General features: G+C 44.3%; 14 protein-coding genes. 6 read left to right on the forward strand and 8 right to left on the reverse strand.

The features are described 5' to 3' along the window. Positions 1-34: 34 nt before the first annotated feature. The 7 genes from maiA to pspA form a co-directional block, all read right to left on the reverse strand. A complete protein-coding gene (gene maiA / locus BGK61_RS13635) occupies positions 35-688 on the reverse strand; it encodes a maleylacetoacetate isomerase (RefSeq protein WP_076012090.1) in 654 nt (217 codons plus the stop codon). A 174-nt stretch (positions 689-862) separates the two neighbouring features. Beyond that, on the reverse strand, positions 863-1,873 hold the full coding sequence (locus BGK61_RS13640; RefSeq protein ID WP_014997691.1) for a fumarylacetoacetate hydrolase family protein: 1,011 nt from the start codon (positions 1,871-1,873) through the stop codon (positions 863-865). Positions 1,874-2,294: 421 nt separating this feature from the next. Continuing rightward, the gene (gene tyrR, locus BGK61_RS13645) at positions 2,295-3,851 is read right to left on the reverse strand and encodes a transcriptional regulator TyrR (RefSeq protein WP_014997690.1); all 1,557 of its coding nucleotides are present in this window, start codon (positions 3,849-3,851) and stop codon (positions 2,295-2,297) included. A gap of 214 nt (positions 3,852-4,065) precedes the next feature. Continuing rightward, entirely contained in the window at positions 4,066-4,866 is an 801-nt protein-coding gene (gene phhA / locus BGK61_RS13650) for a phenylalanine 4-monooxygenase (RefSeq protein ID WP_014997689.1), read from the reverse strand. Between the two features lie 193 nt (positions 4,867-5,059). Next, entirely contained in the window at positions 5,060-5,506 is a 447-nt protein-coding gene (gene pspC, locus BGK61_RS13655; RefSeq protein WP_014997688.1) for an envelope stress response membrane protein PspC, read from the reverse strand. Next, a complete protein-coding gene (pspB, locus tag BGK61_RS13660) occupies positions 5,503-5,742 on the reverse strand; it encodes an envelope stress response membrane protein PspB (RefSeq protein WP_014948683.1) in 240 nt (79 codons plus the stop codon). Before pspB ends, pspC begins: the two co-directional genes overlap by 4 nt. 75 nt (positions 5,743-5,817) lie before the next feature. Next, complete coding sequence (pspA, locus tag BGK61_RS13665) at positions 5,818-6,501, reverse strand: phage shock protein PspA (protein WP_014997687.1); 684 nt, start codon at positions 6,499-6,501, stop codon at positions 5,818-5,820. A 221-nt stretch (positions 6,502-6,722) separates the two neighbouring features. Here pspA and pspF point away from each other — a divergent pair, with 221 nt between their 5' ends. The 6 genes from pspF to BGK61_RS13695 are packed head-to-tail and all read left to right on the forward strand — an operon-like array spanning position 6,723 to position 13,322. Beyond that, complete coding sequence (gene pspF / locus BGK61_RS13670) at positions 6,723-7,847, forward strand: phage shock protein operon transcriptional activator (RefSeq protein WP_014997686.1); 1,125 nt, start codon at positions 6,723-6,725, stop codon at positions 7,845-7,847. 3 nt (positions 7,848-7,850) lie between these two features. Continuing rightward, positions 7,851-9,611, forward strand: a complete 1,761-nt coding sequence (locus BGK61_RS13675) for an ABC transporter substrate-binding protein (protein WP_076012089.1) — start codon at positions 7,851-7,853, stop codon at positions 9,609-9,611. After that, positions 9,608-10,639 (forward strand): ABC transporter permease, encoded by a 1,032-nt coding sequence (locus BGK61_RS13680; RefSeq protein WP_014997684.1) that lies wholly within the window; start codon positions 9,608-9,610, stop codon positions 10,637-10,639. Before BGK61_RS13675 ends, BGK61_RS13680 begins: the two co-directional genes overlap by 4 nt. Beyond that, positions 10,626-11,519 (forward strand): ABC transporter permease subunit, encoded by an 894-nt coding sequence (locus BGK61_RS13685; RefSeq protein WP_076012088.1) that lies wholly within the window; start codon positions 10,626-10,628, stop codon positions 11,517-11,519. The genes BGK61_RS13680 and BGK61_RS13685 overlap by 14 nt, the downstream gene beginning before the upstream one ends. A 1-nt stretch (position 11,520) precedes the next feature. Then, positions 11,521-12,516, forward strand: coding sequence for a peptide ABC transporter ATP-binding protein (locus BGK61_RS13690; RefSeq protein WP_014997682.1), 996 nt, complete (start codon positions 11,521-11,523; stop codon positions 12,514-12,516). Continuing rightward, positions 12,516-13,322, forward strand: coding sequence for an ATP-binding cassette domain-containing protein (locus BGK61_RS13695; protein WP_076012087.1), 807 nt, complete (start codon positions 12,516-12,518; stop codon positions 13,320-13,322). Before BGK61_RS13690 ends, BGK61_RS13695 begins: the two co-directional genes overlap by 1 nt. Positions 13,323-13,493: 171 nt before the next feature. Here BGK61_RS13695 and BGK61_RS13700 read toward each other — a convergent pair whose 3' ends face one another. Beyond that, the gene (locus BGK61_RS13700) at positions 13,494-14,624 is read right to left on the reverse strand and encodes a sodium ion-translocating decarboxylase subunit beta (protein WP_014948675.1); all 1,131 of its coding nucleotides are present in this window, start codon (positions 14,622-14,624) and stop codon (positions 13,494-13,496) included. Between the last annotated feature and the right edge of the window lie 3 nt (positions 14,625-14,627).

Consider the following 14,627-nt stretch of genomic DNA (forward strand, 5'->3'; position numbering starts at 1 on the left):
GGGTCAGAGTACATTATTACTCTGCCCCTCTTACTCAAACTGCGTCTATTTGATTTTCCGGCTTAGCCAACTCGAATGCGCTTAGCTCGTTACAGTTTTTCGCAATCTTACTAATTAAAGGGTAGCGACTCATATCAACGTTGAAACGCTGCGCATTGTACACTTGAGGTACTAGGCAAACATCTGCAAGCGTAACATTAAAGTCAAAGCAGTACTTACCCGCTTGAGTCTGAAGGCGCTTTTCAATGCCGTCAAATCCTAGCGTTATCCAGTGTGCTGCCCACCTGGCCACGTCGTCTTGAGAGGCATCAAAGTTTCCTTTTAGCGCATTCAGCACACGCAGATTACCGATAGGCTGAATATCACACGCGATATCTTGTGCTAACGCTCTGACTCGTGCTCGCTCTGTTCGATGTTCAGGAACAAGCTGATGCTCACCATCGTATCTTTCATCAAGATACTCAATTATCGCCAAAGACTGATTGAGAATTATATCTTCGTCTTCGTCGACCAGTGTGGGAACAAGGTGCGCTGGGTTTAATCGCGTATAATCGCTGCTATGCTGCTCGCCCCCGTTATTTACTAAATGTACAGGTACGTATTCGTACTCAACACCTTTTAAATTTAGCGCTATGCGCACACGATACGAAGCAGTTGAACGCCAATAGCCGTAAAGTTTTATACTCATGGTACTACCACACTTGTCAAACGTTACAATTAGGGCTATCAAACTTTGCAATGGTTTGAAGTTTAATGGCCCTTAATAAGAATAGTGTGTAATACGACATCGTGCTTGCTTAGTAAGCCTATTTACCCAACCACAATGTCGTTACTATTCACTCAAATGTTCACGTCTAGCGTTTTAGCTAAGCGGTTTAACCTGCTGGTCGATAGCGCCAAAAACAGAGTTGCCTTCTTTGTCCAGCATTTCTATGCGAATGCGATCACCAAACTGCATAAAGGGTGTAGAAGGTTTGCCGTCACGGATGGTTTCAATCATGCGCACTTCAGCAATACACGAATAACCAACACCACCTTCAGCAATGGCCGAACCATGGTCAGTACCTTGTTTATTAGACACAGTGCCTGAGCCTATGATTGCGCCTGCACCTAGATTTCTGCTCTTCGCAGCATGCGCAACTAGCTGACCGAAATCAAACGTCATGTCTTGGCCCGCTTCAGGCTTACCGAACAATTCACCGTTGTAAGTAGAGCGCAAAGGTAAATGCACTTTACTGTCTTTCCATGCATCACCTAGTTCGTCTGGAGTTACAGCAACTGGCGAAAAGCTCGAAGCTGGTTTTGATTGAAAGAAGCCAAACCCTTTTGCCAACTCGCCCGGAATTAGTCCTCTAAGTGATACATCGTTAACTAACATGATAAGTCGAATGCGCTCAGCAGCTTGCTCTGGCGTGCACGCCATAGGAACATCATCAGTAACAACGGCAACTTCACCTTCAAAATCAATGCCCCAGTCATCACTTGGAAGTATGATGTCATCTTCAGGTCCAATAAAGTCATCAGAACCACCTTGATACATTAATGGATCGGTCCAAAAGCTTTCTGGCATTTCAGCATTACGTGCCTTTCTCACCAATTCCACATGATTTACATAAGCGCTTCCATCAGCCCACTGGTACGCTCTAGGCAAAGGAGACTCACAGCGAGATGCATCAAATGGCACGCTGTCACAGGCATTATCATTTAACGCTTGGTATTTCATCTGCAGTTGAGGAGCAACTTCTTTCCAATTATCCAATGCGTCTTGCATGGTTTTGGCAATGTCCTGTGCACTGCACGCTCGAGAAAGATCCTTCGACACTACCATTAGGCAGCCATCTCGGGTTTCATTCTTATAGGTAGCTAATTTCATTGTTCTTTCCTCGAAAAATAATTCATTCGCTTGGCGCCGTTGTCCTCCCTCATTACATTACGCCCTAAATATGGGGTCAGTGTAAATTTAAGCGACGGCTCCTCGCACAATTACATGAATATAGTTATGCCACTAGTTGGTATACATTGAGAAGTGTTCTGCTAACGAAGTTTTATTTTGCTGTAAGAAAGGATGTACGCCACAAAACGTTTACTGAGCAGGTATAGCGCTGTGTCGCTCGCTCCGTGGGTAATGTAAATTTTTCGTAACAGAGGCGTGGCAAGGGTATTGGCAAGCAAAAAGACATCGTGGAGTAACGGTGCGCATTAGTTTTCACCGTTGTTATTTATGCTTAACCCCTCTTGAAAAGGAAACGGCATCGACCTTTGCTAAACAGGAAAGGTCGATACATAACCATGTTCTAAAGCTTTACCGTTGCCTTATTGATGCCGTACTCGCGCAGCTTATTGGCTATTGCCGTATGACTTAATCCCAGTTTTTTAGCCAGTTGACGGGTACTTGGATAAGATGGATATAAGCGCTTAAGCAGATCCTTTTCAAATTTCTTCACTTCTTCGTCCAGTGTTCCATCGAAGTTTTCGTCTATATAAGTGACACTTGGAGCACAACTTGGAAGTTGAATATCTTCTTTGGTAATTTCTTTGCCATCGAGAAGTGATAGCGCGCGATACAATGCATTCTGTAACTGTCTTACATTGCCCGGCCAAGGATACTGCTGAAGAAAATCAACACATGATTTACTAAGTTTTGCTGGACGGCGGCCTAACTTGGTGCTGTGTTGAACAATGAATGACTCGGCAAGTGGAACGATATCTTGCCTTCTGTCTTTTAAAGAAGGCATAACCAAACTCAATACGTTTAAGCGGTAGTACAATTCTTTCCTGAAACGCCCTTCTTCTACTAGCTGACCGAGATCACGACAGGTGGTGCAAATAAATCGCACGTCTACTTTAACTGGCTCAGAATCCCCTACTCTTCTAAACTCCCCGTCCTCTAAAACGCGCAGCAACTTAGCCTGAAGCTGAGAAGACATATCTGCTATTTCATCAAGTAGAAGAGTGCCGCCTTTTGCCTGTTCCAATAAACCCACTTTTGCATTTGGCTGATTAAATGCTCCCGCGGCATAGCCAAACAACTCGGTCTCTGCCACGCTGTCGGGTAAAGAGGCACAGTTAAGGGCTAAGAATGCACCTTCACTGCGGCGGCTGGACTGGTGACAGGCTCTGGCAATCATCTCTTTACCTGTGCCAGTTTCTCCAAAGATTAAAATGGGAGCATCGAGGTCAGCTATTCGCTTAGCTTCATGGACAACACGCTTCATGAACGGTGACTGAGTAATAAAACGATCGAAGCTGTCGGTGGGTGACTGGTGAAACGCTGTAAATTGTTGGCCAAGTCGCATTTCTGATTTCAGTATGACCACAGCGCCTGCCATGATCATATTCTGCTCGCCGTCTGGCACGGTAATAGGCAGCATGTCCGCAAGATAATCCTGCTGGATAAACTTCACTTTCGAAGACTGTGGGCCGGGTGATTTCCCATCCATCCACTTAGTAAAGTTGAAGCCTTTTACGACTTCGCTAATTTCAGTTCCTTCAATATCGCTACTCGGAATTTCCAGCCCTGCGCATACCGCTTCATTGCATAGCAAAATATTGCCTTTGGCATCTATAGAGAACACAGGATCGGGTAAGGTTCTTAAAATAGCAGAAAGCTGATTTTTCTCGCGCTCTCCTGGCATAAATAGGGTCGTTTTCACGTCGTCAATACCGTCAATACGACGAATCTGAGGCATCAAGTGCTGAAAATCTGCAAATTCGATATTGGGAAAATTAAGGAAAATTTTCCCTGCCGGATCAATTTCAATGCCGCGTAAGTCGATTTCTTTAGTAACGAGAATATCTAAAACATCTTGAGTGATTCCAAGACGGTCCTGACAGCTTATTTCTAGACGCATAGGGTGTTATAGCTATTTTGTAAACATATATGTACAGGATATCATACTTTTACAAAAAGATAACAAGATAAATGTTACAGATGATTAAATTTGCGATGAATTACAAACTTAACGGTGCGCAAGAGGCGTGACAGCGGCTGTGACAAAGACAGATGTAAAAATGCCGCTTCTGTGAGCGGCATCCTATATAAAACACATTTGATTAACAATAGTGTTAGCTGGCTTTTTTCTCTTTAGGTGGGAAAAGTGGGGAAAATAAGCCCAGAGACTTAGCTTCTTCCACAAGTGCCATAATATCCATTTCCGCTAATTCAAACAGGTGGTCGAATTCTGGTAGAATATAGTAAAGAGGCTGCATAATGTCGATGCGATAAGGTGTACGCAATGCGTCAATAGCAGTAAGCGGATTGCGCAAAGGCGTGTCGCTGTCTAACGCATATATTGTCTCGCCCGGGGAAGATAAGATGCCTCCACCGTATATCTTCAAGTCGCCTTTCGCTCTTACTAAGCCAAATTCCACGGTAAACCAATAAAGGCGCGCAAGGTAAACCCTATCTTCTTTGCTTGCCGCTAAGCCTAGCTTGCCATAAGTATGGGTAAAGTGAGCGAACGCAGGATTCGTTAGTAAGGGACAATGGCCAAACACTTCGTGAAAAATATCGGGCTCCTGAAGATAATCGAACTCTTCTCGTGTACGAATAAAGGTAGCAACAGGGAATTGTTTATTCGCCAGTAGTCGGAAAAATTCGCCAAAGTTAATTAATGCAGGTACTTCGGCAGTTTGCCATCCTGTTTTCTCCATCAGCACCTTATTGATGTCGGGTAGTTGAGGGATTTCCTTCTCATTTAACTTCAACAAATCAAGCCCGTCCAAGTATTCTTGGCACGCTCTTTCTTTCACCAGCGGAATTTGTCTCGCATAGAGTTCAGACCAAATTTGGTTCTCTTCGTCTGACCAATGGATGATGCCATTTTCGTCAGATTGTCTCGACTGGTATTGGGTTGATTTTGGCATAACTTCTGTAACCAATAGGTGTTAAATAACTTGCCTATCAGTCTAATGAAATTCGCGACGCCGGAAAGTGGATGCCCTTACGAGGGACTCCGTTTTGCTGTAACAAGAATTTTACAAGACTAGCTAAACACATTGTTTTTTATAATAAAAAACCGCTCTAAGTGAGCGGTCTTCTTTCGTCTTCAGGGTGAAATTAGAGACGGCTAATTTCTTTATTAAGTTGATACTCGCGAGACGTTACATAGGTTTCCATTTTACGAAGTCGTACTTCCGCCTTTTCAAAGCGATTGCGAATATCATGGAACGCCTGCTTTGGAGGCTCACCCGCTTGCCAAACCTTAGTTTTCACTTCAACTTTAGGGCTTTTTACCTGACCACCGTTAGGGTTCGTCCAGCCTTTACCTCTTGAAAATACAGGTGGCGTCGGCGAATTCTTTAACCCAACAGGCTTCTTATCAAGAATAAACCACGCAGCGATGTAAGCGACAAAGATGAATGGGCCAGCTAGTAGAAAGAAACCAGTCACAACTAAGATTCTTACTAACCAGGTTTCCAAGCCGAAATATTCAGCAATACCCGAGCACACACCTGCGATCCTTGCATTTTCCGGATTTCGATAGAGCTGCTTACCATTTCTCATGCTCTATTCCTCCACTCAGGTGCCTCACTGTCTAAAATGGCCTCAAGTGTTTCAATGCGCTCGCTCATCTTCTCAGCTTTCTCAGCTAAGTCTTGCAAAGACGCATGCTCTTCCGCACTCAGTCCTTGGTTCACTTGCTTTTTGCTTCGATAGTGCAAAATTAGCCAAATGGGAGCAACGAATATTGAAAACACCACAAGGGGCATGACCAACATTGCAATCGTACCTTCATCCATCTCAATCTCTCCTACAAACTCTGATGTCACTACCCTCCTTCCGATTTAACATCAGGAGGGTACACCCTATTCTTATTATTCTGACTTTTCAGTGCTTTGATTTGCACCTTTAACTTTCGCTTTTAGCGCAGCAAGTTCATCTTCAACTTTGTCACTTGCTTCTAATTCAGCAAATTCGTCTTGCAATGTTTTCTTACCTAAATCGTAGGCTTCAACCTGAGATTCAAGGTCATCAATTTTACGCTCGTATTGCTCAAAGCGTCCCATTGCATTATCTACTTTAGTGCTATCCAGCGTCTTTTTCACTTCAAGACGAGAGCTCGCTGTTTTCTGACGCATAATGATCGCTTTTTGGCGACTTTTCGCATCAGCTAGCTTCTCTTGAAGCTGACCAATTTCGTCCTGAAGTTTACTAATTTGTTCTTCAACGATAGCCAGTTCTTTACTCAACGCTTCAGCAGCTTCAGCAGATTTTTTCTTTTCCTGCAATGCAGCTCGCGCTAAGTCTTCTCTGTCTTTGCTTAAAGCAAGCTCAGCTTTAGCTTCCCAATCACTTGCATCACTTTCATATTTTGCAATTTGATTGGCGATTTCCTTCTTATTGGCTAATGTCTTCGCAGATGCAGAGCGCACCTCAACCAACGTGTCTTCCATTTCCTGAATGATTAATCTAACCATTTTCTCAGGATCTTCCGCTTTATCTAAAAGCGCATTAATATTCGAATTCACAATATCTGTAAAACGCGAGAAGATACCCATAATAATTACCTCTTGCTAAAAATGGTAAGTGTTAAAAAACACCACACTTGATAAATAGGTTACTCTTGGTATGAGTTGTATTCAATATACTTGCCAACTTTATAACTGCTGTAACCAACTATTTTTTAAGCACTTTTTATAAGTTCAAATAATACTCGTTTCTCAATATGTTTTGTTCTACACTATTAATTGGTCGAAATGACTAACTTTTGAGGGATTTAATGAGTAGGTATCGACAGCAAGACAATTTGCTTGGCCAAGCGAATAGTTTTCTAGAAGTTTTAGAACAAATTTCACAGATAGCTCCCCTAGACAAGCCTGTGCTCGTTATTGGTGAGCGAGGTACGGGTAAAGAGCTTATTGCCGCGCGTCTTCACTTCTTATCTAAGCGCTGGGATCAGAACTACATCAAGCTTAACTGTGCAGCCTTAAGTGAAAGCCTATTAGAAAGTGAGCTATTTGGTTATGAAGCAGGTGCGTTCACTGGTGCATCAAAGCGCCGTGAAGGACGTTTCGAAGTGGCTCACAATGGCACCTTGTTTCTTGACGAGTTGGCAAATACATCGGGCCTTATCCAAGAAAAGCTACTTCGCGTTGTTGAATATGGTGAGTTTGAGCGCGTGGGCGGAAGTAAGTCGGTAAAAACTGACGTAAGGCTCATTGCGGCTACCAACGAAGACTTACCCGCTCTTGCCGATGCAGGTGAATTTCGGGCAGACCTTCTCGACAGGCTCGCCTTTGACGTTATTACCATTCCTCCGCTACGTGAGCGTAGAGAAGATATCATGATGTTGGCCGAGAACTTTGCTATTAATATGGCCCGCGAAATGGAAATGGAATTGTTCAGCGGCTTCACTGAGAAGGCGAAACGTACCCTGCTAGAATATGATTGGCCTGGCAATATTCGTGAACTTAAAAACGTGGTAGAACGCGCAGTTTACAGAACAAACAACCCTCACCTACCGGTACACGAAATTATTCTCGATCCCTTTGAATCTGCCTACCGTCCTAAAGGCAGAGTGAAGACGAATGACAGAGTAAACGCAACAGATTCGTCTGTCAGCCATGCAGCACAATCAGATACACCAATCACCAACGAACGCATTGAAAGTGCAGACATTACGCCCCTGGCACCAGTGAAAAAGCCTGAAATTGTTGAATATCCCATAGATTTGAAAGAACGTTCTCAACAACATGAGATAGATATGATAAAACAGGCACTTGCTGACAGTCAGTTTAATCAAAAGAAAACCGCTGAAAAATTAAGCCTGACATATCATCAGCTACGAGGCTATCTCAAAAAATATAACTTACTAGATTCTTCCGCGGAAAGCGTCGAGGCGTAAAGCATGTCCCATGGTTTGGTAAAGCGTTTGTCATTATGTATATGTACAGCGCTTCTTGTTGCATCCTGTGCTAAGCAGAACAAACAAGCGTTTTACAATACGGGTATTATTTACTGCTCTGAAAGTAATCCCGTCACCTTCAACCCTCAACTTGATACTTCTAGTACGACTTCTGACGCGTCATCTCACCAGTTGTACGATAGACTGCTTGATTTCGACCCAGAGTCTGGCCGTATTGTGCCCAGTTTAGCGAGTAGTTGGTTGGTAAGTGACGACGGCCTTACTTATGCTTTTCAGCTTCAAAAAGACGTATGGTTTCATTCGACACGGTATTTTACGCCAACAAGAAACTTTAACGCCGATGATGTTATCTTTAGCATAAATAGGTGGCGCCTGCGCTCCCATCCATACCATTATGTATCAGGCGGACGCTATCCATACTTTGAAAGTATTGGCCTTGCACAAAATATTGCTTCAGTAGAGCGAGTGAATGGCTACCGCGTTGAAATTACACTTAAACGCAGAGACAGCTCATTTTTATCCAATCTAGCCACTGACTTCGCAGTAATATTGTCAGAGGAATATGCCGAACAACTTACTCAAGCCGGTACGCCAAGCAAAATTGATGAACTTCCCGTAGGCACTGGACCGTTTAAATTTGATAGCTACCGCAAAGACCACTTTATTAAATATCTGCGTCACGATAACTATTGGCGCGACCAGCTGTTAGACGATGATACGGATAGCGAAACCTATACCTTCGTTGACGCTGGTGATAGCGCCAGCCAAGACTCACAAAATAATCAAAGCAGTGAAGTTGTATCTGAAAACGAGGTGGCGCAAACCAGTGATGTTGAAAAAACCGTTGTAGAACAACTTATATTCGATATAACGCCCCGAAGTTCACTAAGGCTGGCTAAATTGATGACTGGCGAATGCGATGCAACAGCGTTTCCTGCGCAAACTGAGCTTGAAGTGATTCGGGCAAAAGAAGATTTAACGCTTGCTGAAAAACCAGGACTTAACATTGGCTTTTGGGCTTTTAACACACAACGTCCTCCTTTTGATAACCCAGACGTTAGACGCGCGCTAGCAGCGGCTATTGATAAGAACACACTATTAGAAGCGGTATACTTTGACAGTGCAACAAGAGCTAAAACGCTGCTCCCAGCAGCAAGTTGGGCATTTCAAAATGATGCAGATGATACAGCTTACAACCCTGTCCTAGCCCGTAAATTACTGGCTGACGCTGGTGTAAAACCAGGTTTTTCAATGACAATATGGGCCATGCCCGTTGAACGTTCTTACAACCCTAATGCAACTAAAATGGCTGAGCTTATTCAGCGCTATCTTCGCGATGTTGGTGTAGAGGCCACTATTGTCAGCTATGATTGGACTACATTTAGACGCCACCTTCAAGAAGGCCTCCACGATTCTGTGCTAATAGGTTGGTCTGCCGATAACGGTGACCCAGACAACTTTTATCGCCCGCTGTTGAGCTGTGGAGCGATTCCATCTGGTACTAATCGCGCCATGTGGTGTAGTGAAGATTATGATAAATTACTCAATGATGCGCTTCAGACCGATGATATTGAAGAGCGCACGGCCATTTATAGACAAGTAAACCGCTTACTATACGAACGCCTTCCTCTCGTTCCCATTGCACATGCCTATCGCTATCAGGCATACAGGAATGAATTAGAGGGCATGACGATTAATCCTTTCGGCGGTGTACGCTTTGGCGGAGTAGAAAAAGCACTGTGATACAGATCCTCGTAAGATACTGCACTTTATTCGTATTAACGCTCTTGGTGTTAGCGATTATTTCGTTTTCTCTCGCCTACCTTTTTCCAGGCGATACACTAGAAAACTTAACAGGGCTTGTGCCGCAAAATGAAATTCAGCGTGCGGCATTAGAGCGACAGTTTAAGCTTGATCAACCATTCATATTCCAGTTTTTCTATTACGTGGGCAATTTGCTAACCGGAGATTGGGGCTACAGCTTTACTTCAGGCCTGCCGCTGAGAGAAGAAGTAGGTATTGCAATGCCGGCTACAATAGAATTGGCAACCTATGCCATGCTGATGGCTTTATTCATTGGAATACCTCTGGGCTACTATGCAGGAATACGTTGTTATTCAACGTCTGATCATTTAATAAATAGCGCCAGCATTACTACGTACTCTTTTCCCGTTTTCTGGTTTGCACTACTGCTAATTTTAATATTCAGTTTGCAATTAGATGTGGCTCCATTATCAGGACGTATCAGTCTACTGTATGACATAGAGCCCATTTCAGGTTTTATTCTTATCGATATTCTTCTGTCTGACATAGAAAACAAAACACTGGCCTTCAAAGATGCGTTATCTCATTTGGCATTGCCAACATTTGCTATTGGTGCCATCGCCACCGCGTCTATGGTACGAATCACAAGGCGCTCAGTAATTGATGTGAAGCACCGCCCTTATATTGCTGCGGCAATATCTAGAGGCCTTTCGAGTTGGCAAATATTTTTCCGTCATATTTTACGTAATGCATTGCTGCCCATTTTACCTCTGATGGCAATACAAATAACAACGCTTATAACCAATGCGATGATTGTCGAAACCTTATTTTCATGGCCAGGAATTGGCAATTGGCTGATTCAAGCTATTTATCAACGAGATTACCCTGCCCTTAGAATTGGGATGATGGCGGTATCAACGGTGGTAATTACACTCACGATTCTGGTTGATTTGTTTAACCGAATGATTGACCCAAGTAGAGAGAAATACGAACGTGCCACAGTTTAGTTTATACGACGAAGAATTCCATCCGTCGCCGTGGCAGCGGACATGGGCATCATTTAAAGCTAGCCACATTGCTATGCTTGGATTGTCCATACTGGCGCTATTTGTCGTGTGTGCCTTGTTTGCCCCAATTATTACCCCCTATGATGCGGTAGAACAAAATATCGACGGACTGTTAATACCGCCCAGCTGGTTAGCTAATGGATCGATATCTCATCTATTCGGTACCGATGCGTTGGGGCGAGACTTATTTACCCGTATTATTTATGGATGCCGTATCACTTTGGGCTCCGCGTTTATTACCGTTGTGCTCGCTATGTTAGTTGGCGTAAGCTTGGGTACTTTTGCGGGAATGTTGCGTGGCGTTCGTTCAAGTATTGCCAACCACTTACTAGATGCACTGATGGCTATTCCCACACTGCTTATTGCCATCATCATTGTTGCCATATTAGGTACAGGTCTGGTTAACAGTATGTGGGCGATTACACTCGCGCTCATTCCACAGTTCGTGCACCACACAAGAAGCTTTGTGCGCGCAGAAATGAAGAAAGACTATATTGTGGCGTCTAAATTAGACGGCGCTAGCAAATGGCAGCTCTTTGTTCACTCTATTTTACCTAACATGACTGAGATGCTCGTTGTACAAGGCACCCTTGCGCTCTCGATTGCCGTTATCGATATCTCTGCGTTGGGCTTTTTAAATTTAGGCGCTCAGTCAGCACTTCCTGAGCTTGGCGTTATTTTAGCGGATGGCTTAGATGTGGCTTATCTTGCTCCTTGGAACGTAGCCGTCCCCGGTATGGCAATATTCTTCATGGTACTCTCGATAAATATCGTAGGTGACGGTTTGCGCTCAGCACTTAGAAAAAGAGTGAGTCATTAATATGCCAATGCTTGATATTAAAAACCTCACCTTAGAAATGCAGAGCAGCGAAGGCGCGATTAAAGCGTTGGACAAGGTTAACTTGTCGGTAAGCAGTGGTGAAATTCGTGCACTGGTAGGTGAATCGGGTTCGGGTAAAAGTTTGATTGTGTCGGCAATTTGCGGTGCCCTCCCCAATCAGTGGAATTTAACCGCTGACCGCATGAGCTGGAATGGTGAAAACCTGCTGAGTATGTCTGTACAGCAGCGTCGTGAAGTTATGCGCCGAGAAATAGCAGTAGTTTTCCAAAACCCACAAGCCAGCTTAGACCCATCAGCAACTTTAGGCGAGCAGTTAGAAGAGAGTATTCCCGATGAGTTCGTTGAAGGTAGCTGGTTCTGGCAGCGTGCACAACACCGCAAAAAGATCGCAATAAGTACCGTTCACAAAGTAGGAATAAAGCACCACAAGCATTACTTAAGCGCGTTTCCTCATCAAATTCCTGCTGATATAGGTCAAAAATTCATGATTGCGATGGCCTTGGTTTCACAGCCTAAATTGCTCATCGCCGATGACCCAACTCGGGGAATGGAGCCTACAACAAAAACACAAATTCTAAAGCTCTTCACGCGTTTGAATCAGACGCGCTCGCTTTCAATTTTGTTTGTTAGCCACGACCTTCTAGCTATAGCAAGTATGTCGCACTCTATGACGGTACTGTATGCAGGGCAGACCGTGGAATCGGGTAGAATGAAACATATTAAGAAGCGTCCTCTGCATCCTTATACAAAAGCGTTGTTAGACAGTGCGCCAAGCTTCAGAAAAGATTTACCGCCCAAATCACTGCTACCTACGCTTAGCGGCTCTATTCCAACGCTACAACATTTGCCTATTGGTTGCCGATTAGGTCCACGTTGTCCTCGTGCTCAGCGTGCCTGCGTACAGACACCTGCCGTACGTAAAATTCATGACCACAGCTACAGCTGTCATTTTCCGTTACATATGGAGAAGCTGTAATGGATATCATGCAGGTTAAAGATCTCACGTTTATTCATAACGAAAAAAAACGTTGGCTGAAGCGTCCTGAAGTATTTCAACTTGGCCCGGTGAACTTAAGCGTAAAGCGCGGAGAAACCATCGCTATTATTGGTGAAAACCGTTCAGGTAAATCCTTGTTGGCGAAGCTTTTGGTAGGTGCACTACCTGCTGATGCAGGTGAAATTGAAATTAACACGCACAAGTACTTAGCCAAATACCAATCTAAAGATGGCCAGCAGAAACGTACCCATGATATTCGAATGATTCTTCAACACAGTTCCGAATCTATGAATCCATCGGTTCCTGTTGGCAAAATTCTAGATGAGCCTTTACGTTTAAATACGGGCCTTAGTGAAGCAGAACGTAAACCCATCATAGAAGATATGTTAGTAAAGGTAGGCCTGCTGCGCGAACACTATTACTTTTACCGTCACATGCTTTCTGATGGGCAACAGCAGCGCGTAGCACTAGCCAGAGCCATTGTGTTAAAACCTAAAGTGCTAGTGGCTGACGAACCCTTTGCAGCGTTAGACCCGTCAATTCGTTCGCAGACGGTGAATCTTATATTGAAGCTTCAACAAGAGCTTGGCTTGGCGTTTATCTTTATTAGTCATAATTTGGGTATTGTACGCCACATTGCAGATAGAATTATTGTGATGGAAGGCGGCGAAATTGTAGAAGAAGGCAAGACCGAAACTATATTTAGATGGCCGCAGCATACGCGCACTAAGAAACTCGTGACCGCATACCAATCACTAGTGCCACAAAACACAATTCGAGAATAACGAGTTTATCGTTTAGGTGCTGTTTTCTTTGAAAAGCGCACTTACGCACCAAACAGGTACGCTCTACTCGTCACAAAAAGCAAACCCTAGATAACCTTTTTTTGAACGAAAGCCATGCAATAAAAAAGGGGCAGATAAACTGCCCCTTGTACAGCAATGCATTCGTGCTTTCTAGCCAACCAGAGCCAAAAGAATACCTGCGGCAACCGCACTACCTAGCACGCCAGCCACGTTAGGCCCCATTGCATGCATAAGTAAGAAGTTATGGGGATTTGCTTCCAGCCCAACTTTGTTCACCACTCTGGCTGCCATTGGTACAGCAGATACACCAGCTGCGCCAATCAGTGGATTTATACTGCCACCCGACAGCTTACTCATTAGCTTGGCCATGAGTACGCCCGCGGCAGTACCTATACCAAACGCGATAGCCCCAAGCCCCAAAATCCCTAAGGTCTCGACCGTAAGAAATGCTTCAGCTGATAACTTTGATCCTACTGCTAAACCAAGGAAAATAGTGACCGTATTGATAAGTTCGTTTTGAGCAGTTTTGCTCAACCTATCTACCACGCCACACTCTTTCATCAAGTTACCAAAGCAGAACATGCCGACAAGCGGCGTAGCGGCCGGTAAGAACAAGATAGTCATAAACAGCACAGCAAGCGGGAAAATAATCTTCTCTCGCTTTGACACAGGTCGTAGTTGACCCATTTTTATCTCGCGCTCTTCTTTTGTGGTCAGCGCTTTCATGATGGGTGGTTGGATAATAGGCACCAACGCCATGTAAGAGTATGCAGCGACTGCAATCGCACCAAGCAAATCAGGTGCAAGCCGTGAGGCGAGGAAAATAGCCGTCGGCCCATCCGCGCCACCTATAATAGCAATGGCGCTTGCATCCTTTAGCGTAAACTCAAAGCCAGGTATAAGGTTCAGCGCTATAGCGCCAAATAAGGTAGCAAAAATGCCGAACTGCGCAGCCGCGCCAAGTAACAGCATTTTGGGGTTAGCAATAAGCGCACTGAAATCCGTCATTGCGCCTACGCCCATAAAGATGAGCAGAGGAAATACCCCTGTATCTATGCCGATTTTATAAATGTAGTGAAGTAAGCCCCCCGCTTCTGAAAAACCAGCGATAGGGATATTAGTAAGCAATGCACCAAAGCCAATGGGCAATAAAAGCAGTGGCTCAAACTTCTTAACAATGGCCAAGTACAGCAAGCCGAAACCTACTGCCATCATTATAAGCTGGCCGGCCTCAAAATGCGCAAGCGCGGTACTATCCCAAAGTACCATTAACTTATCCATGTA

Source organism: Alteromonas abrolhosensis (assembly GCF_001953635.1).
In the GTDB taxonomy this organism is placed as follows: domain Bacteria; phylum Pseudomonadota; class Gammaproteobacteria; order Enterobacterales; family Alteromonadaceae; genus Alteromonas; species Alteromonas abrolhosensis.

Coding starts and splice junctions, on each gene's coding strand:
- pspC (WP_014997688.1), bottom strand. CDS start 5,506: ATGAGAAATGGTAAGCAGCTCTATCGAAATCCGGAAAATGCAAGGATC.
- BGK61_RS13675 (WP_076012089.1), top strand. CDS start 7,851: ATGTCCCATGGTTTGGTAAAGCGTTTGTCATTATGTATATGTACAGCG.
- pspA (WP_014997687.1), bottom strand. CDS start 6,501: ATGGGTATCTTCTCGCGTTTTACAGATATTGTGAATTCGAATATTAAT.
- maiA (WP_076012090.1), bottom strand. CDS start 688: ATGAGTATAAAACTTTACGGCTATTGGCGTTCAACTGCTTCGTATCGT.
- BGK61_RS13695 (WP_076012087.1), top strand. CDS start 12,516: ATGGATATCATGCAGGTTAAAGATCTCACGTTTATTCATAACGAAAAA.
- pspF (WP_014997686.1), top strand. CDS start 6,723: ATGAGTAGGTATCGACAGCAAGACAATTTGCTTGGCCAAGCGAATAGT.
- BGK61_RS13690 (WP_014997682.1), top strand. CDS start 11,521: ATGCCAATGCTTGATATTAAAAACCTCACCTTAGAAATGCAGAGCAGC.
- tyrR (WP_014997690.1), bottom strand. CDS start 3,851: ATGCGTCTAGAAATAAGCTGTCAGGACCGTCTTGGAATCACTCAAGAT.
- phhA (WP_014997689.1), bottom strand. CDS start 4,866: ATGCCAAAATCAACCCAATACCAGTCGAGACAATCTGACGAAAATGGC.
- pspB (WP_014948683.1), bottom strand. CDS start 5,742: ATGGATGAAGGTACGATTGCAATGTTGGTCATGCCCCTTGTGGTGTTT.
- BGK61_RS13640 (WP_014997691.1), bottom strand. CDS start 1,873: ATGAAATTAGCTACCTATAAGAATGAAACCCGAGATGGCTGCCTAATG.
- BGK61_RS13700 (WP_014948675.1), bottom strand. CDS start 14,624: ATGGATAAGTTAATGGTACTTTGGGATAGTACCGCGCTTGCGCATTTT.